This is a genomic window from uncultured Kushneria sp., from assembly GCF_947497025.1.
GTDB lineage: Bacteria > Pseudomonadota > Gammaproteobacteria > Pseudomonadales > Halomonadaceae > Kushneria.
Map to the genome: position 1 here is coordinate 169,316 of NZ_CANMFC010000004.1, position 23,025 is coordinate 192,340.

Annotated in this window: 21 protein-coding genes and 1 tRNA gene; 9 read left to right on the plus strand and 13 right to left on the minus strand. The window is 62.0% G+C overall.

Going from position 1 to position 23,025, the window contains the following annotated elements; genetic code table 11:
- Window positions 1-86: 86 nt before the first annotated feature.
- On the plus strand, window positions 87-1,472 hold the full coding sequence (locus Q0931_RS09130; RefSeq protein ID WP_299259509.1) for a glutamine synthetase family protein: 1,386 nt from the start codon (window positions 87-89) through the stop codon (window positions 1,470-1,472).
- A gap of 4 nt (window positions 1,473-1,476) precedes the next feature.
- Here the strand turns inward: Q0931_RS09130 and Q0931_RS09135 are convergent, their stop codons facing one another.
- The 13 genes from Q0931_RS09135 to hemA form a co-directional block, all read right to left on the minus strand.
- Window positions 1,477-2,319, minus strand: a complete 843-nt coding sequence (locus tag Q0931_RS09135; protein ID WP_299259511.1) for an EamA family transporter — start codon at window positions 2,317-2,319, stop codon at window positions 1,477-1,479.
- 31 nt (window positions 2,320-2,350) lie between these two features.
- Window positions 2,351-3,658: an FAD-binding oxidoreductase gene (locus Q0931_RS09140; protein WP_299259513.1), complete on the minus strand. Its 1,308-nt coding sequence runs from the start codon at window positions 3,656-3,658 to the stop codon at window positions 2,351-2,353.
- Between the two features lie 43 nt (window positions 3,659-3,701).
- On the minus strand, window positions 3,702-4,778 hold the full coding sequence (locus Q0931_RS09145) for a spermidine/putrescine ABC transporter substrate-binding protein (protein ID WP_299259515.1): 1,077 nt from the start codon (window positions 4,776-4,778) through the stop codon (window positions 3,702-3,704).
- Between the two features lie 62 nt (window positions 4,779-4,840).
- Entirely contained in the window at window positions 4,841-6,208 is a 1,368-nt protein-coding gene (locus tag Q0931_RS09150) for a glutamine synthetase family protein (RefSeq protein ID WP_299259517.1), read from the minus strand.
- A 76-nt stretch (window positions 6,209-6,284) separates the two neighbouring features.
- Window positions 6,285-7,355, minus strand: a complete 1,071-nt coding sequence (locus Q0931_RS09155) for a spermidine/putrescine ABC transporter substrate-binding protein (RefSeq protein ID WP_299259519.1) — start codon at window positions 7,353-7,355, stop codon at window positions 6,285-6,287.
- Between the two features lie 65 nt (window positions 7,356-7,420).
- Window positions 7,421-8,215, minus strand: a complete 795-nt coding sequence (locus tag Q0931_RS09160; RefSeq protein WP_299259521.1) for an ABC transporter permease — start codon at window positions 8,213-8,215, stop codon at window positions 7,421-7,423.
- Window positions 8,216-8,224: 9 nt separating this feature from the next.
- Entirely contained in the window at window positions 8,225-9,139 is a 915-nt protein-coding gene (locus Q0931_RS09165; protein WP_299259523.1) for an ABC transporter permease, read from the minus strand.
- A complete protein-coding gene (locus Q0931_RS09170) occupies window positions 9,136-10,311 on the minus strand; it encodes an ABC transporter ATP-binding protein (RefSeq protein WP_299259525.1) in 1,176 nt (391 codons plus the stop codon). The genes Q0931_RS09165 and Q0931_RS09170 overlap by 4 nt, the downstream gene beginning before the upstream one ends.
- 79 nt (window positions 10,312-10,390) lie before the next feature.
- Window positions 10,391-11,662 (minus strand): FAD-binding oxidoreductase, encoded by a 1,272-nt coding sequence (locus Q0931_RS09175; protein WP_299259527.1) that lies wholly within the window; start codon window positions 11,660-11,662, stop codon window positions 10,391-10,393.
- Window positions 11,663-11,874: 212 nt separating this feature from the next.
- Window positions 11,875-12,624, minus strand: a complete 750-nt coding sequence (moeB, locus tag Q0931_RS09180; protein ID WP_299259529.1) for a molybdopterin-synthase adenylyltransferase MoeB — start codon at window positions 12,622-12,624, stop codon at window positions 11,875-11,877.
- Entirely contained in the window at window positions 12,621-13,505 is an 885-nt protein-coding gene (prmC, locus tag Q0931_RS09185; protein ID WP_299259531.1) for a peptide chain release factor N(5)-glutamine methyltransferase, read from the minus strand. The genes moeB and prmC overlap by 4 nt, the downstream gene beginning before the upstream one ends.
- A gap of 11 nt (window positions 13,506-13,516) precedes the next feature.
- Window positions 13,517-14,608, minus strand: coding sequence for a peptide chain release factor 1 (prfA, locus tag Q0931_RS09190; RefSeq protein WP_299259533.1), 1,092 nt, complete (start codon window positions 14,606-14,608; stop codon window positions 13,517-13,519).
- A complete protein-coding gene (gene hemA / locus Q0931_RS09195; protein ID WP_299259535.1) occupies window positions 14,605-15,876 on the minus strand; it encodes a glutamyl-tRNA reductase in 1,272 nt (423 codons plus the stop codon). Before hemA ends, prfA begins: the two co-directional genes overlap by 4 nt.
- 262 nt (window positions 15,877-16,138) lie before the next feature.
- Here hemA and Q0931_RS09200 point away from each other — a divergent pair, with 262 nt between their 5' ends.
- From Q0931_RS09200 to Q0931_RS09235, 8 genes are all read left to right on the plus strand, one after another.
- Window positions 16,139-17,962, plus strand: a complete 1,824-nt coding sequence (locus Q0931_RS09200) for a tetratricopeptide repeat protein (protein WP_299259537.1) — start codon at window positions 16,139-16,141, stop codon at window positions 17,960-17,962.
- Complete coding sequence (gene lolB, locus Q0931_RS09205; RefSeq protein ID WP_299259539.1) at window positions 17,959-18,591, plus strand: lipoprotein insertase outer membrane protein LolB; 633 nt, start codon at window positions 17,959-17,961, stop codon at window positions 18,589-18,591. Before Q0931_RS09200 ends, lolB begins: the two co-directional genes overlap by 4 nt.
- Entirely contained in the window at window positions 18,588-19,493 is a 906-nt protein-coding gene (gene ispE, locus Q0931_RS09210) for a 4-(cytidine 5'-diphospho)-2-C-methyl-D-erythritol kinase (protein WP_299259541.1), read from the plus strand. The genes lolB and ispE overlap by 4 nt, the downstream gene beginning before the upstream one ends.
- 34 nt (window positions 19,494-19,527) lie before the next feature.
- Window positions 19,528-19,602, plus strand: a tRNA-Gln gene (locus tag Q0931_RS09215).
- Between the two features lie 73 nt (window positions 19,603-19,675).
- Entirely contained in the window at window positions 19,676-20,617 is a 942-nt protein-coding gene (locus tag Q0931_RS09220) for a ribose-phosphate pyrophosphokinase (RefSeq protein ID WP_189519292.1), read from the plus strand.
- A gap of 106 nt (window positions 20,618-20,723) precedes the next feature.
- Window positions 20,724-21,395, plus strand: coding sequence for a 50S ribosomal protein L25/general stress protein Ctc (locus Q0931_RS09225; RefSeq protein WP_299259545.1), 672 nt, complete (start codon window positions 20,724-20,726; stop codon window positions 21,393-21,395).
- A gap of 127 nt (window positions 21,396-21,522) precedes the next feature.
- A complete protein-coding gene (gene pth / locus Q0931_RS09230; RefSeq protein ID WP_299259547.1) occupies window positions 21,523-22,110 on the plus strand; it encodes an aminoacyl-tRNA hydrolase in 588 nt (195 codons plus the stop codon).
- A 32-nt stretch (window positions 22,111-22,142) separates the two neighbouring features.
- Window positions 22,143-23,021, plus strand: coding sequence for a DMT family transporter (locus tag Q0931_RS09235; protein WP_299259549.1), 879 nt, complete (start codon window positions 22,143-22,145; stop codon window positions 23,019-23,021).
- Window positions 23,022-23,025 lie beyond the last annotated feature (4 nt).

Below are 23,025 nucleotides of genomic sequence, written 5' to 3' on the forward strand. Positions count from 1 at the left end.
TGAATACGCTCAGGGCAGCGCTGCACTTCCCGCCTCGCTTGCGTAGTATCATCTGATATTTCCAGCCCCATCCGAGCCGCTTGATCATGACCGACAGCCCTGCCACTGGCGCCCTCGAGGCGTACCCGTTTCTGGAAGCCCATCCTGAAATCACCCAGATCGATGTGTTGATCAGCGATCTCAATGGCGTCCTGCGCGGCAAGCGCATTCCGCGCTCAAGCCTTGAAGAGGCCTACACCAGCGGCGTCAATCTGCCCGCCTCCATCTTTGCCCTCGATATTACCGGTAACACGGTCGAGGAAACGGGACTCGGACTCGACAGCGGTGATGGCGACCGTGCCTGCCTGCCGATTCCCGGCACGCTGGTGCCGGTGTCCTGGCATCAGCGCGCGCCCACCGCGCAGCTTTTGATGACGATGGTGGAGCCCGACGGCAGCGGCTGGCATGCCGACCCGCGTCAGGTGCTGGCGCGGGTGCTTGAAGGCTTTACCCGTCAGGGGCTGACGCCGGTGATTGCCATCGAGCAGGAGTTCTATCTGCTGGATGCCGAGCGCAACGACCGCGGCCAGCCTCAGCCACCGCGCTCGCCGCTGACCGGTGAGCGCGCACGCTCCAGCCAGCTCTACTCGATCAGCGAGCTCGATGAATACGCCGATTTTATTGACGCCATTCACGAGGCCTGCGCCCAGCAGGGTCTGCCGCTGGATACGGCGCTGAAAGAGTGCGCGCCGGGGCAGTTCGAGATCAACCTGCGCCACCGCAATGATGCCCTGCGCGCCTGTGATGACGCCGTGATGCTCAAGCGAGCCATCAAGGGCGTGGCGCAGCAGCAGGGGTTCGAGGCGACCTTCATGGCCAAGCCCTGGGGCAATGAAGCTGGCAGCGGCACCCATGTGCATATCAGTCTGCTCGACGAACACGGCCGCAACGTGTTTGCCGCCGAGGACAAAAACCCCATGGGCAGCGCAGCACTGCATCAGGCGATCGCCGGGGTGCTGGCGCTGATGCCGGCGTCGATGGCCGTCTGCGCGCCCAACCTCAACGCCTTTCGCCGCTTCCAGCCCGGACTCTATGTGCCCATGACGCCCTCCTGGGGGCTGGACAATCGCTCGGTGGCCGTTCGCATTCCCTCCGGCCCGGCCGCTGCCACACGCCTTGAGCACCGCGTGGCCGGTGCAGATGTCAATGTCTATCTGCTGTGTGCGGTGCTGCTGGCCTCCATGGCCCACGGGCTTGATGAGCAGCTGACACCGCCGCCGGCAATCGAGGGCAACGCCTACACCCAGCTCGACGCCACCCTGCCCGATTCCTGGGGCGTGGCACTGGAATTGTGGATGGAAAGTGATGTGCTTGGTGAGCGGCTGGGACGGGCCTTTCAGCATATCTACTACGCCAACCGTCAGGCCGAGCGCGCGCTGGCCCAGCGCACCGTCAGCGCCCTGGAATATGACTGGTATCTGCGCCTGGTGTAGGCGTCTATCCGAGCCTGAGCAGCATCACGCCGGACAGAATGATCAGCCCCGCCACGAGTCGCTGACGGCTCAGGCGCTCACCCAGAAAGAGCGCCGAAATCGCGAGGGCAAACAGCACGCTGGACTCGCGCAGGGCGGCAACCATTGCAATCGGTGCCTGACTCATGGCCCAGATGGTCGCCCCGTAGGCGGCCATCGACATCGCGCCGCCCAGTAGCCCGATGCGATAGTGGCCGGCAATGGCGGCCAGTGTCCGACGCCCGCGCATGCCCCACAGCAAAAGCCCCATGCAGAGGCCATTGAGCGTAAAAAGCCAGAGTACGTAACCGATGGCATCACAATTGGCGCGCGCCCCCAGTCCATCACTGAGCGTATAGGCGGCGATGAAAGCCGAAGTGATGAGGGCATTGATCAGCCCGATACGAGACAGTCCTGTCGCACCGGCGCCGCGCACGGCCATCCACCAGATGCCGCCACTGAGCAGTGCCACACCGGCATGGCCGGTCAGAGAGGTTTGATCGCCCAGCAACATGACGCCCACCAGCGCCACGATCAACGGCGCCGAGCCTCGTGCAATGGGATAGACCTGGCCAAAATCCCCGCTGGCATAGGCCCGTCCCAGAAACACGTTGTAGCCCACATGCAAAACGGCCGAGAGCCCCAGCCACGGCCAGGCCGCCGCATCGGGAACACTGACGGCAGGCAGCATGGCCAGCGCCAGTACGCCTGCGCCCACCTGAATGAGCGTGACCGCCAGCAGCCGATCAAGCCCCACCCTGACCAGCGCGTTCCAGCCGGCATGCAGCGCGGCGGCGCCCAGGACAATGGCAAAGACCTCCGGACTCACGGCATTACACCGTTAATGCCACAGGTAGCCATCAAACACCCAGTCGGTCGCGCAGCGCGTAGTACCAGGCGCCCATGGCAGAAAACGGCACGGCAAAGCGTCGTCCGCCCGGGAACGGCAGGTGACGGATATCGGCAAAGGCGTCAAAGCGGGCGCTTTCTCCCTTGATGATCTCTCCCACCAGTCGGCCGGCCAGATGCGAGGCGGTCACCCCATGGCCGGAGTAGCCCTGGGCGTAATAGACGTTATGGTTGAGCCGTCCGAACTGCGGCAGCCGGTTGAGCGTGAGCAGAAAGTTGCCACTCCAGGCGTAGTCGATGGCCACCTTCTCAAGCTCGGGGAAGGTCTTTAACAGCTTGGGCCGGATGGCCCCCTCGATGCTGGCCGGATCACGTCCGCCGTAGGTCACGCCGCCGCCATAGATCAGGCGGCGCTCGCTCGACAGCCGGTAGTAGTCGAGCAGGTAATTGCTGTCCTCGACGGCGCGGTCGGTGGGCAATATCCGTTTTGCGGTAGCCTCATCGAGCACTTCGGTGGCGATCACCTGCGTGCCACAGGGCATGGAGCGGTCGGCAAGTTCCGGGACGATATCTCCCAGATAGGCATTGCCGGCCATCACGGCGCGCTCGGCTTCGATCACCCCGCCGGCGGTATGAATCTTCACCCGCTCGCCGTGTTCAAGGCGCGTCATGGGCGAGTGTTCGAAAATCACCCCGCCCAGCGCCTCAAGGGCCGCCGCCTGCCCCAGCACCAGATTGAGCGGGTGCAGATGGCCACCGGAGTGATCCAGCAGTGCGCCTGTATAGCGCGCACTGCCGATCTCGCGGCGATAGGCGTCACCTTCCAGCAGCTCCAGCTCCTGGTGGCCGTACTTCTCCCACAGCGCCTTGTGATGTTTGAGGGCAGCCAGCTGCTTGTCATTGCAGGCGGCAAAAAGATTACCGTTTTTGAGATCGCACTGAATGGCGTACTGTTCGATGCGCTCGCGGATGATGCGATTGCCCTCAAACGCCATATCGCCAAGTGCCCGTGCGGAGGCTTGCCCAAAGCGCGCCTCGATCATGTCCATGTCGCGGCTGTAGCTGTTGACGATCTGGCCGCCATTGCGACCGCTGGCACCAAAGCCCACACGCTGCGCCTCGAGTACCGCGACGCGAAAACCCTGTTCGGCCAGATGCAGGGCGCTGGAAATCCCGGTAAAGCCGGCCCCCACCACGCAGACATCCACGTGCTGATGACCGACCAGTGCCGGTCGGTCAGGCGCGGCGTGCATGGTAGCGGCGTAGAGCGATCGGGCATGGCCATCGCGGTGGGTCGATGCAACATCAGGCTGGGTCATGGGTATCTACCGTACAAGGCGGCCCTGTCCGGGCCGCCAGTAGTTAGCGACTGCGCATTTCATTGTTGAGCTGTGACAGCGTGCCGAGCTGCGCCCTGTCGATCAGGGGAACAAACACCAGCCGGCGTTTCTCCTCATCGCTGAGCCGTGACGGCGGCCTTTTCAGCGCGTCATCGAGCTGATCGAGCGCCGCCTCATTGGGCGTGGCGTAGAAGGTGTAGTTGCTGATGCGGGCGGCCACGTCGGGTCGCAGGGTATAGGCAATAAACGCCTGTGCCAGCTCGGGATGCGGCGCCCGCTTCGGAATCACCAGGGTATCGATACCGCGCTGGGAGCCCTCCTCGGGCACAAAAAAGCGCAGATGACCGTAGGTGTCCGGGTCTTCGGCCTGACGCCAGGCCAGGTCACCGTTATAGGTCATGCCCATGGCGCTGACGCCGCGCACGATCTGATCGATGGTGGCGGTGCTGTCGGTAAAGCCGATGAAGTTCGAACGGCCTTTGGTGCTCATCAGAAGGCGCGCACTGTCCACCCACTGATCCCTTTGCGTGCAGTCAAAACCGTCGCCCAGCGAGGCGCAGGCAGCGCCGAACAGGACCTGCGGGTCACCGCCCAGCAGGGTAAAGGGCGCACTTGAGTTCACGTCAGGATCAAACAGCGCCGACCAGCTGCGCGGCACGTCATCCAGCACCCGGCTGTCGTAGACGATACCGGTCACCCCCCACTGATAGGGCACACTGTAGCGGTTGCCCGGATCATAGGCGGGGTCCTGAAATTCGGGCAGCAGGTGTTCAAGTCCCGGCAGTTGCGCATGATCCAGCGGCTGGATCAGGTCTGCCTCGATCAGACGGGGCACGAAGTAGTCGGTGGGCACCACCACATCGTACTGGGCATCGCCGCCGCTGCGCAGTTTGGTAAACATCTCGGCGTTGGAGGTAAAAAAGTTCTGCACGATATGAACATTGTGCTCACGCTCGAAATCCGCCAGTACCTGTGGCGGCATGTACTCTGTCCAGTTGAACAGATAGAGCGTCTCCGCCGGCTTTTCCGCCGCCCCCGCCGTCAGGCTTGCCCCGGCCAGCAGCAGCGCACCGACTCGCCATCGCCATGCTCGTGTCATTGCACGCTCCCCTCATGACCCATTTGTTGTTGTGCCCTGCCAATGGCCCGTCCGGCAGCCCTTTATACCCGCAGCAGCAGATGCTCGCGCTCCCAGGAGCTGATCACCCGATAGTAGGCCAGGTGCTCGGCCCGCTTGACCGCCAGATAGCTTTTGACGAAGCGCTCACCGAGCACATCCGCCAGCGCATCACAGCCGTCCAGCGCATCAAGTGCCGGCCCGACATCGTTGGGCAGCGCGACGCCGCCGGTCCAGGCCGTGCCGGTCAGCGGCGGTCGGGCCTGCAACCGGCTCATCATGCCCAGATAGCCGCAGGCCAGCGAAGCCGCCATTACCAGGTAGGGGTTGGCATCGGCACCCGGTACGCGGTTTTCGATTCGCGTGGCTTCGGCGTTACCCACCGGCACCCGCAGCCCCACGGTGCGATTGTCATAGCCCCACTCCACGTTGGTGGGTGCCGAACCGCCGTGTTCGCTGGGCATCAGTCGCCGCCACGAGTTGATGTTGGGCGCAAAAAGCGGCATGGCCGCAGGCATCCAGGTCTGCAGTCCGCCGATGTAGTTCATGAACAGATCGCTGGGCTGGCCGTTGTCCCCGGCAAACAGATTCTCCCCGCTTACGGCATCCACCAGGCTCTGGTGCAGGTGCATGGCGCTGCCCGGCTCGTTGGCCATCGGCTTGGCCATGAAGGTGGCGTACATGCCATGACGCAGCGCCGTTTCACGCAGGGTGCGCTTGAAGATCACCACCTGATCGGCCAGATAAAGCGGGTCACCGTGCTGGAAGTTGACCTCCATCTGACCGGCGCCCTCTTCGTGAATGAGGGTATCGATGTCGAGCTGCTGCGCCTCGCAATAGTCGTACATCTCCTCGAACAGGGGGTCGAATTCGTTGACCGCATCAATGGAAAACGACTGACGCCCGCTCTCCTGACGCCCGGAACGTCCGATCGGCGGCTCCAGCGGATAGTCCGGGTCGGTATTGGTCTTGACCAGATAGAACTCGACTTCCGGCGCCATGACCGGTTTCCAGCCGCGCGCCTCATAAAGGGCCAGCACTCGCTTCAGGACATGGCGTGGCGCGATCTCGACCGGCTCCCCGTTCATGTAGTAGCAGTCGTGAATGATCTGGGCGGTCGGATCTTCCGCCCAGGGCACCAGATAGGCGGCGGCCGGGTCGGCAATCAGCTGCATGTCGAGTTCCGCCGAGTTCCAGAAGCGCAGGGCCTCGTCATCCGGGTAGCCGCCGGTCACCGACTGGATAAAGATCGAATCCGGCAGACGCGGCCGACCGCCGTTGAGGTACTTGCCGGCCGGCATGATCTTGCCCTTGAGAATGCCGGTCAGATCGCTGACCAGACACTCCACCTCGGTGATGCGATGCTCTTCAAACCAGTCCGTCAGTACCACCGGACAATGCTTTAGCGTCATGTCGGCCTCCCCAGCCGAGCCTGATCAAACGCACGAAAGGGCTGCCCGCCCGATGGCGAACAGCCGGTCACGTGCCTTAGCGTGACTGCACTTCATTCCAGAGCTGCTGATAGCGCTGCAGGTCCTTGCCGGACAGCGTCGGGGTGAACTTCAACCGCGCCATGTCGGCATCATCGGGCTGCGACGGCGGCTGCTTGAGTACGTCATCAAGATGCTCGACGGCCGCCTGATTGGGCGTGGAATAAAACGTGTAGTTGGACAGCTGCGCCCCGACCTGCGCATCCAGAATGAAGTTGATGAACTTGTGGGCCAGCTCCGGGTGTGGCGCCCGCGCCGGAATCGCCATGGAGTCCACCCACAGCTCGGACCCCTCTTCCGGAATCACGAACCGGGTATTGGCAAAGCCTTCCGGATCATCGTCCCTGTACTGCAGATAGTCACCGTTGTAGGTCACCCCGACAGCATTGACGCCTCGCGAGACCTGCCCCAGTACCGGCGTGGAGTCGGTAAAACCGGTAAAGTTGCGCCGGTGCTTGGTCTTGAGCATCAGCTTCGCGGCCTCGACCATGTCGTCCTGCGCGGTGCAGTTATAGGGTTTGCCGAGAAAGGCACAGGCCGCGCCAAACATGACCTGGCCGTCCTTGAGCATCGAAAACGGCTGATCGCTGTTCACTGACTCATCAAAGAGCATCGACCAGCTCGGTTTGGCCTCCGGGAAGGTTTTGGTATTGATGATCAGGCCGGTCGAGCCCCACAGATAGGCCGCCGTGTACCGGTTATCCGGGTCATAGGGCGGATTGACGAAACGCCCCATGAGGTTATCCATGTTGGGCAGCTGTGACCTGTCCAGCGGCTGCAGAAGGCCTGCCTCGATCATGCGCGGCACGAAGTAGTTCGACGGCACCACAATGTCGTACTGCGACACCCCGCCGGCCTGCAGCTTGGAAAACATCTCGCCCAGCGAGCCGTAGTAGTTCTGCACCACCTCAACGTCATACTGCTTCTCGAACGCCTCGATGATCTCCGGATCCATGTAATCGGTCCAGTTGAACACGTAGAGCCGGTCAGCGGCGCCGGCCGTGCCGGACAACATGACGGCGGCCACGGCGCCGGCCAGCAGCGCCGGACGGGATGAGAAAAGCGTCATTGGCAGGTTCCCCTTGAATGATCGTGATCAATGATCTTGCAGTTTTTATGGGTCCGCCGCGGCGCTTACGCGCGGCGACGGTTGAACAGCAGACTCAGTACGGCCACCAGTGCCACCGAGGCAATCATCAGCGTGGCAATGGCGTTGATCTCCGGAGAGATGCCGCGTCGAATGGCGCCCCAGATATAGATCGGCAGCGTCGCGCTTTCCGGGCCTGCCGTAAAGAAGCTGATGACGAAATCATCCACCGACAGCGTAAACGACAGGAAAAACGCCGATAACAGGGCCGGTTTCAGCGTGGGCAGAATGAAATGCAGCATCCGCTGCCAGGGGCTGGCATACAGATCCTTTGCCGCATCAAAGAGCGTGGCATCCAGCCCCACAAAGCGGGAGTAGACGATCAGCGCCACAAACGGAATCTGAAAGGTGACATGGGCAATGACCATGGTGCCAAGCCCCGGCGACAACAGCCCGGTGAGGCGATTGATCTGCACGAAAAATGCCATGTTGGAAATACCGAACACGATGTCCGGCATGACGATCGGCAAATAGATCAACACGATCAAAAGCCCGAGTTTACGAGCGCGGTGTCGATAAAGACCGTAGCCGATCATCGCCCCCAGAATCACGGCGATGATCGAGGAGATCACCGCCAGCAGCAGCGTATGGCCAATGGCACCGATCACCACATCGTTATGCAGCAGTCGCTCGTACCAGCGCAGCGAAAAGCCGCCCCAGCGCGCCGAGGTGTTGATGCTGTTAAAGGAAAACACCATCACCACCAGCAGCGGCGCATAAAGAAAGATCAGCGTCAGCCACCAGAAGATGGCAAGCCCTTTCCTGAAACCCCGGTTCTGCATGCCGCTCTCCTAGATCACCATCTCGGTGCCACCGCCCAGGCGGCGACCCATGCGACGCAGTATCACCAGCCCCAGCAGGGTAGCCAGCAGCATCAACAGCGCCCCGGCCGCCCCCAGTGGCCAGTTGGCCGCCTCACCGAACTGGCTCGCCACCAGATTGCCCAGCATCTGCGAGCGCCCACCGCCCAGAAGCTCGGGGATCACGTACATGCCAAAGGCCGGAATGGCCACCAGCACGGAACCAGCCAAAAGCCCCGGCAGGGTCTGCGGCAGCACGGCCACAAAAAAGGTCCGCAGGGGTGAAGCATAAAGATCGCGCGCCGCCTCGATCTGGGCGTGATCGAGCTTCTCGAACGCGGCATACAGCGGCAGCACCATAAAGGGCAAAAAGTTGTAGACCAGCCCCAGGGTGACGGCAAAGTCGGAGGGAAACAGCCCCATGTTGGGGGCAATCAGCCCCATGTTTTCCGCCAGCGTGGACAGCGGCGTGCCCGGTGACAGCAGGTTCATCCAGCCAAAGGCTCGAATGACCTGATTGGTCCAGGAGGGCACCACTACCGCCAGCAGCATGATGGCGCGCAGCCGCGGCCGGCACAGGGAGATATACCAGGCCACCGGATAGGCGACCAGCACCACCAGCCCCAGCGAGATCACGGACTGAAAGATCGAACGCCACAGCGTATAGAGATTGCCCGGACTCCAGCCCAGAAACCCAAAGCCGGCCAGACTGCGAAAGGCATCCAGCGTCAGCGGCAGCTGCGGCTGGCCGAAGCCGCCGTTGGTCATGAAGGCCACCGACATCAGATAGGCACTCGGCAGCACCAGAAAGATGAAGATCCACAGCGCCCCCGGCAGCACACTGACCAGAAGATGACGGGTTTCCAGGCGGCGACGACGGCGCCAGACCACATCCACCTGGCTCATGCGCCCTCCTCGTCATCGCTTAGCATGATGACGTCTTCCGGGTAGATCTCGACTTTCACCTCATCACCGACGCGAAAGAGACGATCCCCGGTATTGGAGATCTCGGCGATCAGCTCGCTGTGCTGCTCGCCGTTCTGGTGAGACAGGCGGTATTCGACGTTACTGCCGCGATAAAAGCGCTCCACCACCCGGCACATGAGCGTATTGAGCCGCTTGCCCGGCTCCGCGCTCGGCGCGCCGGGGGAGGTCAGCTCCAGGGTTTCCGGACGAATCAGGGCCACCTCCCCTTCGCTTTTGTCTTCGGTCTCCAGTGCGCCAATCGGCGTTTGAACCGTCGCGCCCTCTCTGGCCGAGATCGGGAAAAGATTGTCATGGCCCATGAAGCGCGCCACGAACAGATTGGCCGGCCGCTCATAGACCTCCTGGGGCGTGCCGATCTGCTGAATGATGCCATCGCTGAGCACGGCGATGCGGTCACTCATGACCATCGCCTCTTCCTGATCATGGGTGACGAACACGAATGTCATGCCGAGGCGCTTCTGGGTACGCAAAAGCTCGACCTGCAGCTGGCTGCGCAGCCCGGCATCCAAGGCCGACAGCGGCTCATCGAGCAGCAGCACGTCCGGCTCGCAGATCAGCGCACGGGCCAGCGCAATCCGCTGGCGCTGGCCGCCGGAAAGCTGATCGACACGGCGATCGACCAGTGACCCCAGCTTAATGAACCCGGCGATCTCTACCACCTTCTGCTCGCGCTCGGCACGCGCCATGCCGCGCATTTTCAGGCCGAAGGCGATGTTGTCGCGCACCGACAGATGCGGAAACAGCGCATAGGACTGAAAGACCGTATTGACGCTGCGCTTGTGGGGCGGCGTGTCGGTGACATCGACCCCGCCGATGGAGAGCGTGCCACCGCTGGGCTCATCCAGCCCCGCCAGCATGCGCAACAGCGTGGTCTTGCCACAGCCGGACGGGCCCAGCAGGGTGAAGAACTCGCCGGCACGAATGTCGAGATCCACGCTTTCCAGCGCCACCACCCCGCCCGGATACTCCTTGCGAATGCCTTTCAGACGGATGGAAGACGCCTCTCGCGCCGCACTGGCCTCGCTACCCGTGGTGCTCTCGATTGCTGAAAATGGCCCGCCGGGTGCGGCGGTCGGTGAGCGTTCTGCCATCGAACAGGATCCCCTTGCGTATGAAGACACCGCCAGTGCGATGCCTGAACATGAAAGTTGTGGAATAGCGCCCTGCCCCTCACAGGCGATCCCTTAATCGATAGAAGGTGGTGGCCAGCACCAGCAGCGGCGTTCGAAGGCGGCGCCCCCCGGGAAAATCGAGATGCTTCATGCCGGCAAACAGATCAAAGCGCTCGGACTGACCGGCCACGGTCTCTGCCATCAACTGCCCGGCAAGTCCGGCCAGCGCCATGCCATGGCCCGAATAGCCCTGCACAAAATGAATATTGTGATCCAGCCGGCCAAAGTGCGGCGCCCGATTGCGGGTGATCGCTACCCGACCGCCCCAGCGATAATCGATGGCCACGTTCTCAAGCACCGGGAAAAGCCCACGCATCTTGCGCTGCATGGTCGCGACCAGCTGACGCGGCTCGCGGCCACTGTAGCTGACCTGTCCCCCATAGAGTAAACGGTGCCCCTGGGTGAGACGATAGTAGTCCAGCACAAAATTGGCATCCGAGACCGCGTCACGCTGAGGCAGGGTCTGCGCCACCTGAGCCTCCGACAGGGGCTCGGTGGCAATGATGTAGTTCACCACCGGCATGATCTTGCGCTCGATCTCCGGCACCAGCCCTCCCAGATAGGCGTTGCCGGCCACCAGCAGATGGTCACAGTCGATCCGGCCCTGGGCCGTGCTCACCCGTACGCATTTTCCACGCGCGATATCGGTCACACGGCTGTACTCGAAAATCGAGGCCCCGGCATTTTGGGCCGCGCGTGCCAGCCCCAGCGTATAGTTGAGCGGATGCAGATGCCCGGCTTCTCGCTCATAGAGCCCGCCGAGGTAGACATCAGTGACCACATGGCGCTTCAGCGCCTCCCCTTCCAGCCACTCAAGCCCGTCATAGTCGTAGCGCGTGGCCATTTCATCACGCCAGGCCTTCATGGCCCGCTCGTGACGTGGCTTGAGCGCCGCATGCACGTAGCCGCGGGAATATTCGCAGTCGATGGCGTGGCGCTCGATCAGCGACTCGGTCAGCCGCACCGCCTCGCGACTCATCGCCCACACCTCGCGCGCCGCCTGATGCCCAAGCGATTGCTCGATGACCGACAGCTCGGTGCCCAGCCCCGGCAGAATCTGACCGCCGCTGCGACCTGATGCGCCCGCCCCGATCTCACCCGCCTCCAGCAGCGCCACCCGATAGCCCCGCTCGGCCAGATGCAGCGCCGCACTGCACCCGGTGACGCCCCCACCGATGATCGCCACGTCAAAGCGCTGCGCCCCCGCCAGGACCACCGTGTTGTCCAGCATCAGATTACGGGAGTGGGCATACCAGGAGTGCTCGCTCATCGGGACAACTCATCAAGGCATATGAAAAAAGTATTATGGTGGGAAAATGCGCCAGGCGGCCATGGATCAAAAAAATTTAGCGCGTTTTTTTGATCGGCCTGATCCGTTGGCGTTGTTTTTGGAGAACGCCGCCGGCTGCTTTTCATCAAAAGCAAGGCGGGCGACCACAAAAAAGCCGCGCTCGGGCGCGGCTTTTACAACACGGTTTGCCTTTAATGACGCGACTGACACACCGGACAGTGCGGGTCACGCCCCAGCCCGAAGTGGCGCCACTGCCCGCTCAGACCATCGAAGGTGGACAAGCCCTTCTGAGCAGTGCCACAGCCGCTTAGAAGCTTTAACGCCTCAAGTGCCTGATAGCTGCCGATCATGCCGACCAGCGGGGCAATGACGCCGCTTTCGGCGCAGGTCAGCGCGTCGTCATCGGCACTGTCGCCGTAGAGACAGGCATAGCAGGGAGCGGCGGGGTCACGAACATCGAAGACGGCGAGCTGCCCGGAGAAGCGAATGGCCGCGCCGGAGACCAGCGGTGTGCCGGCTGTCACGCAGGCACGATTGATGGCGTCCCGGCTCTCGAAGCGATCGGTGCAGTCCAGCACGACATCCGCGCGCGCTACGGCCTGTTGTAACCCTTCGCCCTGCAGCCGTTCCGTAATGACGTGCGTGTGGCAGTGACTGTTGATATCAGCAATGCTCTCGGCGGCCGACTGCGCCTTGAAGCAGTCGATATCCGCCTCGCCATGGGCAATCTGGCGCTGCAGGTTGGAAAGATCGACCCGGTCATCATCGGCCAGCGTGAGCGTGCCGACGCCAGCGGCGGCCAGATACAGCGCGGCCGGTGAACCCAGACCGCCCAGCCCGATAATCAATACATGGCCTTCCATGATCCGAACCTGACCGTCGTAATCCAGCTCGGAAAGCATGATCTGGCGGCTATAGCGCAACAGCTGGTCGTCGTTCATGAGCCCTCCTGCCTTAAAGAATCCGATAATGGCGACGGCCATTGTCCCAGACTGACGCGCTCGCGCCCGCCAAGGTCCTGACAGGTGCTGACGCAGCCATAGCCGGCCTCGATCAGCGCAATCCTTACCTCGTGGCCCTGCTGATGGCCGTGCTCCAGCAGCAACCAGCCATCAGGCGCCAGAAAGCGGCGCGCGGTATCGATCAGATGCAGCAGGTCGGCCATGCCATTTTGTCCGGCCACCAGCGCCGAGCGGGGTTCAAAGCGGACGTCGCCCTGTCCCAGATGCTCATCAAATTCGTCGATATAAGGGGGGTTGCTGACGATCAACTCAAAGCGGGCTGCAGGTGACAGCGCCGAGAAGAAATTGCCCTCTTCAAAATGGGCATTGGTGATCCCCAGCGCGTCGGCGTTGCGCCGTGCCAGAGCCACCGCGCCCGCCACGATATCGATGCCCGTCACCTGCCAGGCCGGGCGCTCAAAGGCCAGTGCCAGTGCGATGGCACCACTGCCGGTGCCCAGGTCCAGCGCACGGGCGCCGTTGGCCGGCATGCGCAAGAGCGCCTGTTCGACCAGCGTTTCGGTGTCGGGGCGGGGAATCAGGGTATGAGGCGACACGGCCAGACGCAGGCCGAAGAATTCACGATAGCCCAGCAGCCAGGCCACCGGCTCCCCCTGCGCCCGTCGCTCGATCAACGCATAAAAGCGCTCGAGTTCGGCGCCTTCGATCTCGCGATCCCCCCAGGTATACAGCCAGGTACGCGAACGTCCCAGCACATGCGCCAGCAGCAGCTGAGCATCCAGATGGGGCGTGGCGGTCTCATCGGTCGAGCAGCAGGCAAGACGGGCCACGGCCTCCGCCAGCGCCTGATCAATGCGCATGGAGGGAGCCGTCAGCCATTTTCACCGGTCATGGCCGCCAGCTGATCGGCCTGATACTCGTGCACCAGCGGGTCGATGATGTCATCCAGCGCCCCGGTCATGACTTCGCCGAGCTTGTAGAGCGTCAGGTTGATGCGGTGGTCGGTGACCCGGCCCTGCGGGAAGTTATAGGTGCGAATGCGCTCGCTGCGATCGCCGGAGCCTACCAGCGAGCGACGCGTGTCGGACTGCTGCTGATGTCGGGCGCTCTCGGCGCTCTGCTTGAGACGGGCGGCCAGCAGCGACATGGCACGGGCGCGGTTCTTGTGCTGGCTGCGCTCGTCCTGACACTCCACCACGGTGCCGGTCGGCAGGTGGGTAATGCGGATCGCGGAGTCGGTGGTGTTGACATGCTGGCCGCCGGCGCCGCTGGCGCGAAAGGTATCCACCCGCAGATCAGCCGGGTTGAGCTCGACTTCGGCCACCTCGTCAGCCTCGGCCATGACCGCTACGGTACAGGCCGAGGTGTGAATACGTCCCTGGGATTCGGTGGCCGGCACCCGCTGCACCCGATGCGCGCCGGATTCGAACTTGAGCCGGGCATAGATATCCCCGCCGGCCACCCGGGCGATGACTTCCTTGAAGCCGCCCTGTTCACCGTGACTGGCGCTGATGGTTTCCATCTTCCAGCCGCGGCTTTCAGCGTAGCGCGAATACATGCGAAAGAGGTCGCCGGCAAAGAGCGCCGCTTCATCACCACCGGTACCGGCACGGACTTCCAGAAAGACACTGCGCTGATCATCCGGGTCCTTCGGGATCAAGAGCTGCAGCAGCTGAGGCTCCAGGGCTTCAAGATTTTCATCGATCTCGACGATCTCGTCCTGCGCCATGGCACGCATGTCCGGGTCACTGTCCTCGAGCATCTGTCGGGCGCTGTCACGATCTTCTTCAAGTTCGCGATAACGCGCCCACTGACCGACCAGCGCTTCCAGATCGGCATACTCGCGGGAGTAGTTGCGAAATCGGGTTTGATCACCGATGACGCCCGGGTCGGAAAGCAGTCTGGAAAGCTCTTCAAAACGTTCGGCAAAGCCGTCAAGACGGTCTCTGAGCGAGGCCTTCATGGCAATTCCCGGTGCAATGCGCTGTCGTCGATCAAGAGTTCCTCCGCCGCCTGAATCAGATCCACCCGCTCGGCACCGGAGGCCGCGCGAATGCGTGAAGTCGTGCCATGCAGCAGCCGATTGGTCAGCTGCTGCGTCAGTTTCTGGATCACCCGTTCGGGGTCCTGCCCTCGTGACAGGGCCGCCAGCGCTTCAGCCTCGGCTTCGGCGCGCAGAATCTCGGCCTGATGACGATGGCGCCGGATCAGATCACCGGCGCTGCGTACCCGGCGCTCATGCTGCCAGGCCGAGACATTGGCCAGAATCATCTCTTCGGCCTGATCGGCGGCGGCCTGACGCGAACGACGATTTTCACTAATGACGTCATTGAGATCATCAATGCTGTACAAAAAGATGTCGTCAAGCTCGCCCACCTGCGGCTCGATGTCCCGCGGGATGGCGATATCCACCATGAAGATGGGGCGATGCTTGCGCGTTTTCAGCGCCGACTCCACGATGCCCTTGCCCAGAAGCGGTGTGGGGCTGCCGGTCGAGGAGATCACGATGTCGGCACAGACCAGCGCATTTTCCAGCTCATCCAGGCCAATGGCCACGCCACCGACTTCATCGGCCAGCGTCTGCGCGCGCTCACGCGTGCGATTGGCAACGATAATCCCCTGAATACCGGCCTCGCGCAGATGGCGGGCTACCAGCTCAATGGTTTCTCCGGCGCCGATCAAAAGCGCCCGGGACTGGCGAATATCGTCAAAGATGCGACCGGCGAGATTGACCGCGGCATAGGCCACCGACACCGGGTTTTCACCGATACCGGTTTCAGTGCGCACCTGCTTGGCCACGGCAAAGGTATGCTGAAAAAGACGCTCGAGATCGCTACCCAGGGTGTGATGGGTTCTGGCGACCTGATAGGCGCTTTTGATCTGGCCCAGAATCTGGGGCTCTCCGAGCACCATCGAGTCCAGACCGCAGGCAACTCGCATCAGATGACGCACGGCCTCGCCGTCCCGGTGCCACCGGGCGCAGTGCTCGAGCGACTCGATGGGCAAGCGATGAAAGTGGCCGAGCCATTCAAGTACCAGGCGCTCATCTCCTCCCTCGAGCCGACAATAGATTTCGGTTCGATTACAGGTCGACAGAATGGCGGCTTCCTGAACTTCCTCGAGGGATACCAGGTCTTCAAGGGCCAGTGCCATCTGACTGGAAGAGAAAGCGACCTGCTCACGTACTTCAAGGGTCGCACTTTTATGATTGATGCCTAGAGAAAGAAGCATCGTGATACCGTATTAGCTATAACGTTCGTGTAGAACGCTGAGACACGACTGGATAATGTGTCAGGTATCCAATCCTGCCAGGTCAGGTCCGTTATCGGTGATACAGTGCGTATTTCCTGCATGAACGGCGCCAAAGGATTGCGTACCGCATGGTGCTCGCACTTCATGGTCGTGCATTCTAACATAGCCCCGGGCGCCATGGGATGGAACGCTTTCATCAGCCTCATAGCCCCTGCAGGTTTCGCCATCAATGAGGACACGGATGCGCCAACGCACACTATGGCTATCGATGGCCGCCCTGCTGCTGCCTACGACACTCTGGCCGATGCCGTCCATGGCGGCCGATGGCCCGGCAGCGTCGTCAACCTCTCATGACATCAGCGACGAGCAACATGACACGACCAGAAAGCAGAACAATGCTTCTGGAGACAGGCTGGATGGCGCCACACTCGGCGCGCTGCTGGGAGCCGACATTGCCGCACAGCGTGGGGACATGGGGCTGGCCGCCCGCACTTATTTGCAGCAGAGCCAGCGTCATCAGGACATCGCCCTGGCGCGACGCGCCACCCAGATAGCACGCCTGAGCAACGATTCGCAGCTGGTCGTGTCCGCTGCCAATCGCTGGGCAGCTCTGGACCGCAACAGTGCGACGCCCCGTCGCATCCTGGCCGCCGCGGCTGCCGAGCAGGGTGAGTGGTCAACCGCCATGGCACTATTGCTGGAAGTCGATGCCAGTGACCAGGATGCCGATCTTGAGGCCTTTCTGGAAGAGGCCATTACCAGCGGCGCCAACCCTGAAGAACTGCTGGCCCCGCTGGAAAGCTATCTCAAGCGCCACCCCGACCAGCCTCATCCGCTGATTACACGCGCTCTGCTGCGGTCACTGCAGGGCAATAACGACGCTGCCGACCAGGACCTTGAGCGCGCGAAGACACTGGATGTCGGGTTGCCGGCCCTCTGGCTGGCTCGCAGCCAGATCGCGCTGGACCGGGAAGATGCCGCCAGGGCACTTGAATACGCCCGGCGCGGCCATGACCTGGCGCCGGATGATAACCGCTTCATTCTGGCCATGGCACAGGCCAACCTGGCCATGAACGATGTTGATGCCGCCGAAAAGCAGTTCGACCTCCTGATGCAGGAGATGCCGGACAACCTTCAGCTGCGTCTGGCGCTGGCACAGCTTTATCTGCGCAATGACCATGCCGAGTCTGCCAGGCGACTGCTGAAACCGGCACTGGCAGAGGATAGCGCCTCACCCTCGGGCGAGCTTTATATGCTGGCAGGTCTTGCCAGCGAAAGACTCGATGACATCGACCAGGCACTGGCACTGTACGCGCGCGTTCCCGAAGGGGAGCACTTCATGACGGCACGTGTACGCGGCGTTCGATTGTTCTCTGAGCAAAAGCGCATCGATGACGCATTGAGCTGGCTACAGAGCCAGGAAAATGACTATCCCGATCAGTATGCCGCGCTCATGGAGCTCTCCCTGTCATTGCTGGACCAGAACGATCAGCGTCCGCGCGCCGACCAGCTGCTCGACAGCGCCATCAGAGCACGCGCCCCCGACAACGACAGCCTGCTTTATATACGCGCCGTTCGCGCCATCGAGCATCAGGATCTCAAGGCCATGGAGCGCGACATGCGCACCCTGCTCAAACGCGACCCGGACAATGTCGATGCCCTCAATGCGTTTGGTTATACCCTGACCGAGCAGACCGACCGTCATGAGGAAGCCTTGAAACTCCTTGAGCGCGCCCATCAACTGGCCCCGGAATCGGCACCGGTTGTCGATAGCCTGGGCTGGGCGCACTTTCATCTGGGCCACCTCGATCAGGCCGTGGCGCTGCTCAAGCAGGCCTACGCCCTGATGCCGGATGAAGAGGTCGCCGCCCATCTGGCCGAAGCCCTCTGGGCCAGCGGCGACAGCGAGCAGGCACGACGTATCATTGCCGGGGCGACGGCACGTTTTCGCCAGCACCCTACCATTGATGAGCTGCTGAGCCGCTATCCGCTGCTGACCCCGCTCAGCCCGCCACCACAGGTAACGAATTCATCCACTGTCACTTCCCAGGAGAACACCCCATGACATCAGGCACTGCGATCGGTCGCACGCTACAGTTTCTGACCCTCGCCCTGATCGTCCTTCTGGCCGGCTGTGCCACTCAGGCCCCCTCCCAGAAGGAAGACCGCCATCCCGGCGACTGGCGCACCCAGCAGTCAAGCCTTGAAGCTCTGGACACCTGGACAGCGGCCGGCAAGGTCGGCATTCGCACCCCGGATGACAGCCAGAGTGCCAACCTCGACTGGACCCAGCGTGCCGATCAATATCGCATTTCGGTCAGCGGCCCCTGGGGGACCGGCCGCAATACGCTGAAGGGGAATGGTCGTCAGGTCACACTGACCAACGGCGATGGCACCTTCCAGGCGCCGACCCCCGAGGAACTAATGGCACAGCAGATGGGCTGGTCGCTGCCGCTCTCCTCACTGGTCTACTGGGTACGCGGCCTGCCGGACCCACGCGGTCCGTACCGCATGAGTGAAGACGACGTCGGCTTCCCTGCCACGATGGATCAGGCCGGCTGGCATATCGATTATCGCGACTGGCGCCAGGCAGACGGGCTGTGGCTGCCGCGACGCATTGTCATGACCTATGACGATCTGCGCACCACGCTGGTCATCAATCGCTGGCAGCCGGGACAGGCCGACCTGCCATGATCGGAGATGCTTCACTGACCCTGCCGGCACCGGCCAAGCTCAACCGCATGCTGCACATCGTGGGCAAACGTGCCGACGGTTATCACGAGCTGCAGACCCTGTTTCAGTTTCTGGATCACGGCGACACGCTGCATTTTCGTCTGCGCGACGATGACGCCATCACTTTGTCACCACAGATAGAAGGTGTCAGCTTTGGTGACAACCTCATTGTTCGCGCCGCCCACCTTCTACAGGGCGTTGTTGATCGACCATTACCGGGTGTGGAGATCACCCTGGACAAGAGACTGCCGATGGGAGGTGGCCTGGGTGGCGGCAGCTCCAATGCCGCTACGGCGCTTCTGGCGCTTGATCATCTCTGGCAACTCGGGCTGGATACGGATCATCTGGCAACGCTGGGGCTGACACTGGGGGCCGATGTTCCCGTGTTTGTCCGGGGGTTCGCCGCCTGGGGCGAAGGCGTGGGCGAGCGACTGATTCCGGCCCCGCTGGAGACCCCCTGGTTTGTCGTGGTTCATCCCGGCGTGAGCGTATCGACGGCCAGAGTCTTCGGCCACCCGCAATTGACACGCGACACCCCCTTGATTAGTATGTCGCGCGCCCTGCAGGGAGGTCATAACGACTGCGAGGCCGTGGTGCGAAGGCTTGAACCGGGTATCGGTGAGGTCATTGACCTGCTTCGCCAGCACGGGCCCGCCATGCTGACCGGAACCGGCGCCTGCGTTTTCTGCCCCATCGAGGATGAAACGTCAGCGCTTGAACTGGAAAAGGAGATACTCTATGGTATCGCCCGGCATGCGTACCCGAATCGCTGGAGCGTTTTCAGGGCACGCGGTTGTAACATCTCTCCTCTGCATCAGGCTCTGAACAGGCTTCGAGTATCCCAGGATACCGGAGTATCATGAAGCATTGAACGTCAGCGCTTGCATCAAAGGTTACTGGGGTATAGCCAAGTGGTAAGGCACCGGTTTCTGGTACCGGCATTCCCAGGTTCGAATCCTGGTACCCCAGCCATCTCTTTTCGATGTCACTCACGTTTGACTTCAAACCACCCCGATTTTCTACAAGCGTCCAAAGGTGGCTGCGCGTGTCTAAACTGATGGTCTTCGCGGGGAACGCCAACCCCGAGCTTGCCCGCAAGGTGGCCGAAAGTCTTGATAATCGTCTGGGTCATGCCACGGTCGGTCAGTTCAGCGATGGCGAGATCGCGGTCGAGATCAACGAGAACGTGCGCGGCAAGGACGTTTTTATTCTTCAGTCGACCTGTGCACCGACCAATGACAACCTGATGGAACTCATCCTGATGGTGGACGCCCTGCGTCGGGCAAGTGCGACTCGTATCACGGCTGTTGTCCCCTACTTCGGCTACGCCCGACAGGACCGTCGTGTCCGCTCGGCACGCGTGCCGATTTCTGCCAAGGTTGTGGCCGACATGATGGTCAAGGCCGGCGTGGACCGCGTCATGACCATGGATCTGCATGCCGATCAGATTCAGGGCTTTTTCGACGTACCGGTCGACAACGTCTATGGCTCACCCATTCTGCTTGATGACATCGAGCGCCAGAATTACGACGACATTGCCATCGTCTCGCCCGACGTCGGCGGCGTCGTCCGTGCCCGTGCCATCGCCAAACAGCTCAACGCTGACCTTGCCATCATCGACAAGCGCCGCCCGTCTGCCAATCAGGCACAGGTGATGCACATTATCGGTGATATCAAGGACCGCACCTGTGTACTGGTCGACGACATGGTCGATACGGCAGGTACCCTGTGCAAGGCTGCCGAAGCGCTCAAGGCGCACGGTGCCCGCCGCGTACTGGCCTATGCCACACATGCGATCCTGTCGGGTCCGGCGGTCGACAATATTTCAAAATCCCAGCTTGATGAGCTGGTAGTCGCTGACACCATTCCGCTGGCCGAGCATGCCCGTCGCAGCGGCAAGATTCGCCAGCTGTCAGTGGCCGGCCTGATCGCGGAAGCCATTCGCCGCGTCAGCAATGAAGAATCCGTCAGCGCGATGTTTCACTGATATTGCGCCGGTAATCGCTTTCGCATGATGCGAAAGCCCGATAAAACGGCACAGGTCTGGTCGCGGGCCGTGTCGTTTTCGACTTGAACCAATGAGGGTCCAACCCATGAAACATGATTATCAATTGACCGCTGTCGCTCGTACGGCGCTGGGGAAAGGTGCGAGCCGCCGCCTGCGTCGTGCGAACGAACGTGTCGCGGCCATCATCTATGGTGGCAGCACCGAGCCGCAGCCGATCGCCATCGACAAACCGGCCTTTTACAAGGCGCTTGAAGAAGAAGCCTTCTTCTCTTCCATCGTCAACATCGATGTTGATGGCAAGAAGGAACAGGTCGTCATCCGTGATCTGCAGCGCCACCCCTACAAGGAGCTGATCACGCACGCTGACTTCATGCGCGTTGATGCCACGCATGAGCTGACCATCACCGTACCGCTTCACTTTGCCGGTGATGAAGAGTGCAAGGGCGTTCGCGAACAGGACGGCGTACTGCACGTTCTGGCCAACGACGTTGAAGTCAGCTGCCTGCCGGCCGATCTGCCCGAGTATCTGGAAGTCAATGTCGCCAACATGGAACTGGGTGATACCCTGCACCTGTCCGACATTCCGATGCCGAAGGGTGTCACCATTGTGGCGCTGACCCATGGTGAAGATCACGACACCGGCATCGTCACGATCACGCATCCAGATCGTGGCACCGATGAAGAAGGTGAAAGCGAGCCGTCCGATGACGCTCCGCGCACCGAAGCCGACAACGGCGGCGAGGGCGAGCAGGTCTAAGGATGGCTTCTGCCATCTGATGCCTGACGGCCGGTCGGGCCGGGCTCGCGCCCGGCTCGCCCGGCCGTTCTGATGTATGGCCTGCATGCACCGCAGGGCGTTGTGATCACATTAGCGAGAACGCCTCATGAGCGATATCAAAGCGATCATAGGGCTGGGCAATCCGGGCGCCCAGTACACGCAGACCCGTCATAACGCTGGTTTCTGGCTGATTGACGCCCTGGCCGGCCGATATCACGCCACGCTTCGTTCCGAGCGCAAGCTGCTGGGCCACTACGCCCGCGCGACCATCGAAGGCCGGGATATTCATCTGCTGGCGCCTTCGACGTACATGAATCACAGCGGTCAGTCGATCGGCGCATTGGCTGCGTTTTACAAGCTGCCGCCCGAGTCGCTTCTGGTGGTACACGATGAGCTCGACCTGCTTCCCGGCCAGGCCCGCTACAAACAGGGCGGTGGTCACGGCGGCCACAATGGCCTGCGTGATACCATCAACGCCCTGAGCCAGAACAGAAATTTTCACCGCCTGAGGCTTGGCATCGGTCATCCCGGCAGCGCCAGCCAAGTGGTCAATTACGTGCTGGGTGCCCCGGGAAAGGGAGAGCGTCAGGCCATCGATGACGCCATCGAGGCGTCTCTGGAGACCCTGCCACTGGCGCTCGCCGGTGACTGGGCGCGCGCCATGAACCAGCTCCACAGTTTCAGCGCCGCCTAGCCGCGCGCCCCTCGCCGCAGGAGCTGCCTGTCATGACGCTAGAACGGTTCATACCGCTGGCCTTTATCGGCATCTGGTCGACCGGATTTATCGCAGCACGGCTGGTTGCCCCCTGGACCGACCCGCTCACCTTCCTGAGCTATCGTTTTTTTCTCAGCGCTTTGGTGTTCATGCTGATTGCACAGGCGGCAGGTGCCAGCTGGCCACGCGGGCGAGCGGCCTGGGTGCGAGCGCTGGTAGTCGGCATCTTGCTGCAAAGTTTCTATCTGGGTGGCGTTTTCTGGGCGGTCAATCGTGGTCTGCCCGCAGGTGTGGCGGCGCTGGTGGTTGGGCTGCAACCACTGGCCACGACGCTTTTTGCCACCTCGATGCTCCATGAGCGCCCCGATGCTCGACAGTGGCTGGGCGTTTTGATCGGCCTTGTCGGCACACTGCTGGTGCTACTGCCCGGGCTCAAGACGGATTTCGGCGCGATTGATCCCATGCCGCTGGCGGCGGTACTGATTGCCATGCTGAGCATTACGCTGGGAACCATCTGGCAAAAACGAACCGGCCCCGGTGCTGATCTTCGCACCAATGCCGCCATTCAGTTTATTGGTGCCCTGGTGGTGACCCTTCCCCTGGCACTGACCACCGAAGACATGCGTTTTGAGTCGAACTGGCAGGCATGGACCGGCCTTTTATGGTCGGTGTTTGGCCTGTCGGTAGGCGCCATCTCTCTGCTGCTGGTCATGATACGTCGCGGCCCGGTCTCAAGCGTGGCATCGCTTTTTTATCTGGTACCACCGGTAGTCGCTTTTTTGAGCTGGCTTTTATTTGACGAAACGCTCGGGCTTTTGCAGGTCGGCGGAATGCTGCTGGCCGCCTGCGGCGCGGGTCTTGTCAGCCGCCGAACATCCGCCCTACGGTAGCGAG

Bases quoted from the DNA above. Each gene is read 5' to 3' on its own strand.
- Q0931_RS09130 (WP_299259509.1), top strand. From the start codon at position 87: ATGACCGACAGCCCTGCCACTGGCGCCCTCGAGGCGTACCCGTTTCTG.
- Q0931_RS09140 (WP_299259513.1), bottom strand. From the start codon at position 3,658: ATGACCCAGCCTGATGTTGCATCGACCCACCGCGATGGCCATGCCCGA.
- Q0931_RS09145 (WP_299259515.1), bottom strand. From the start codon at position 4,778: ATGACACGAGCATGGCGATGGCGAGTCGGTGCGCTGCTGCTGGCCGGG.
- Q0931_RS09150 (WP_299259517.1), bottom strand. From the start codon at position 6,208: ATGACGCTAAAGCATTGTCCGGTGGTACTGACGGACTGGTTTGAAGAG.
- Q0931_RS09155 (WP_299259519.1), bottom strand. From the start codon at position 7,355: ATGACGCTTTTCTCATCCCGTCCGGCGCTGCTGGCCGGCGCCGTGGCC.
- Q0931_RS09160 (WP_299259521.1), bottom strand. From the start codon at position 8,215: ATGCAGAACCGGGGTTTCAGGAAAGGGCTTGCCATCTTCTGGTGGCTG.
- Q0931_RS09165 (WP_299259523.1), bottom strand. From the start codon at position 9,139: ATGAGCCAGGTGGATGTGGTCTGGCGCCGTCGTCGCCGCCTGGAAACC.
- Q0931_RS09170 (WP_299259525.1), bottom strand. From the start codon at position 10,311: ATGGCAGAACGCTCACCGACCGCCGCACCCGGCGGGCCATTTTCAGCA.
- Q0931_RS09175 (WP_299259527.1), bottom strand. From the start codon at position 11,662: ATGAGCGAGCACTCCTGGTATGCCCACTCCCGTAATCTGATGCTGGAC.
- moeB (WP_299259529.1), bottom strand. From the start codon at position 12,624: ATGAACGACGACCAGCTGTTGCGCTATAGCCGCCAGATCATGCTTTCC.
- prmC (WP_299259531.1), bottom strand. From the start codon at position 13,505: ATGCGCATTGATCAGGCGCTGGCGGAGGCCGTGGCCCGTCTTGCCTGC.
- prfA (WP_299259533.1), bottom strand. From the start codon at position 14,608: ATGAAGGCCTCGCTCAGAGACCGTCTTGACGGCTTTGCCGAACGTTTT.
- hemA (WP_299259535.1), bottom strand. From the start codon at position 15,876: ATGCTTCTTTCTCTAGGCATCAATCATAAAAGTGCGACCCTTGAAGTA.
- Q0931_RS09200 (WP_299259537.1), top strand. From the start codon at position 16,139: ATGCGCCAACGCACACTATGGCTATCGATGGCCGCCCTGCTGCTGCCT.
- lolB (WP_299259539.1), top strand. From the start codon at position 17,959: ATGACATCAGGCACTGCGATCGGTCGCACGCTACAGTTTCTGACCCTC.
- ispE (WP_299259541.1), top strand. From the start codon at position 18,588: ATGATCGGAGATGCTTCACTGACCCTGCCGGCACCGGCCAAGCTCAAC.
- Q0931_RS09225 (WP_299259545.1), top strand. From the start codon at position 20,724: ATGAAACATGATTATCAATTGACCGCTGTCGCTCGTACGGCGCTGGGG.
- pth (WP_299259547.1), top strand. From the start codon at position 21,523: ATGAGCGATATCAAAGCGATCATAGGGCTGGGCAATCCGGGCGCCCAG.
- Q0931_RS09235 (WP_299259549.1), top strand. From the start codon at position 22,143: ATGACGCTAGAACGGTTCATACCGCTGGCCTTTATCGGCATCTGGTCG.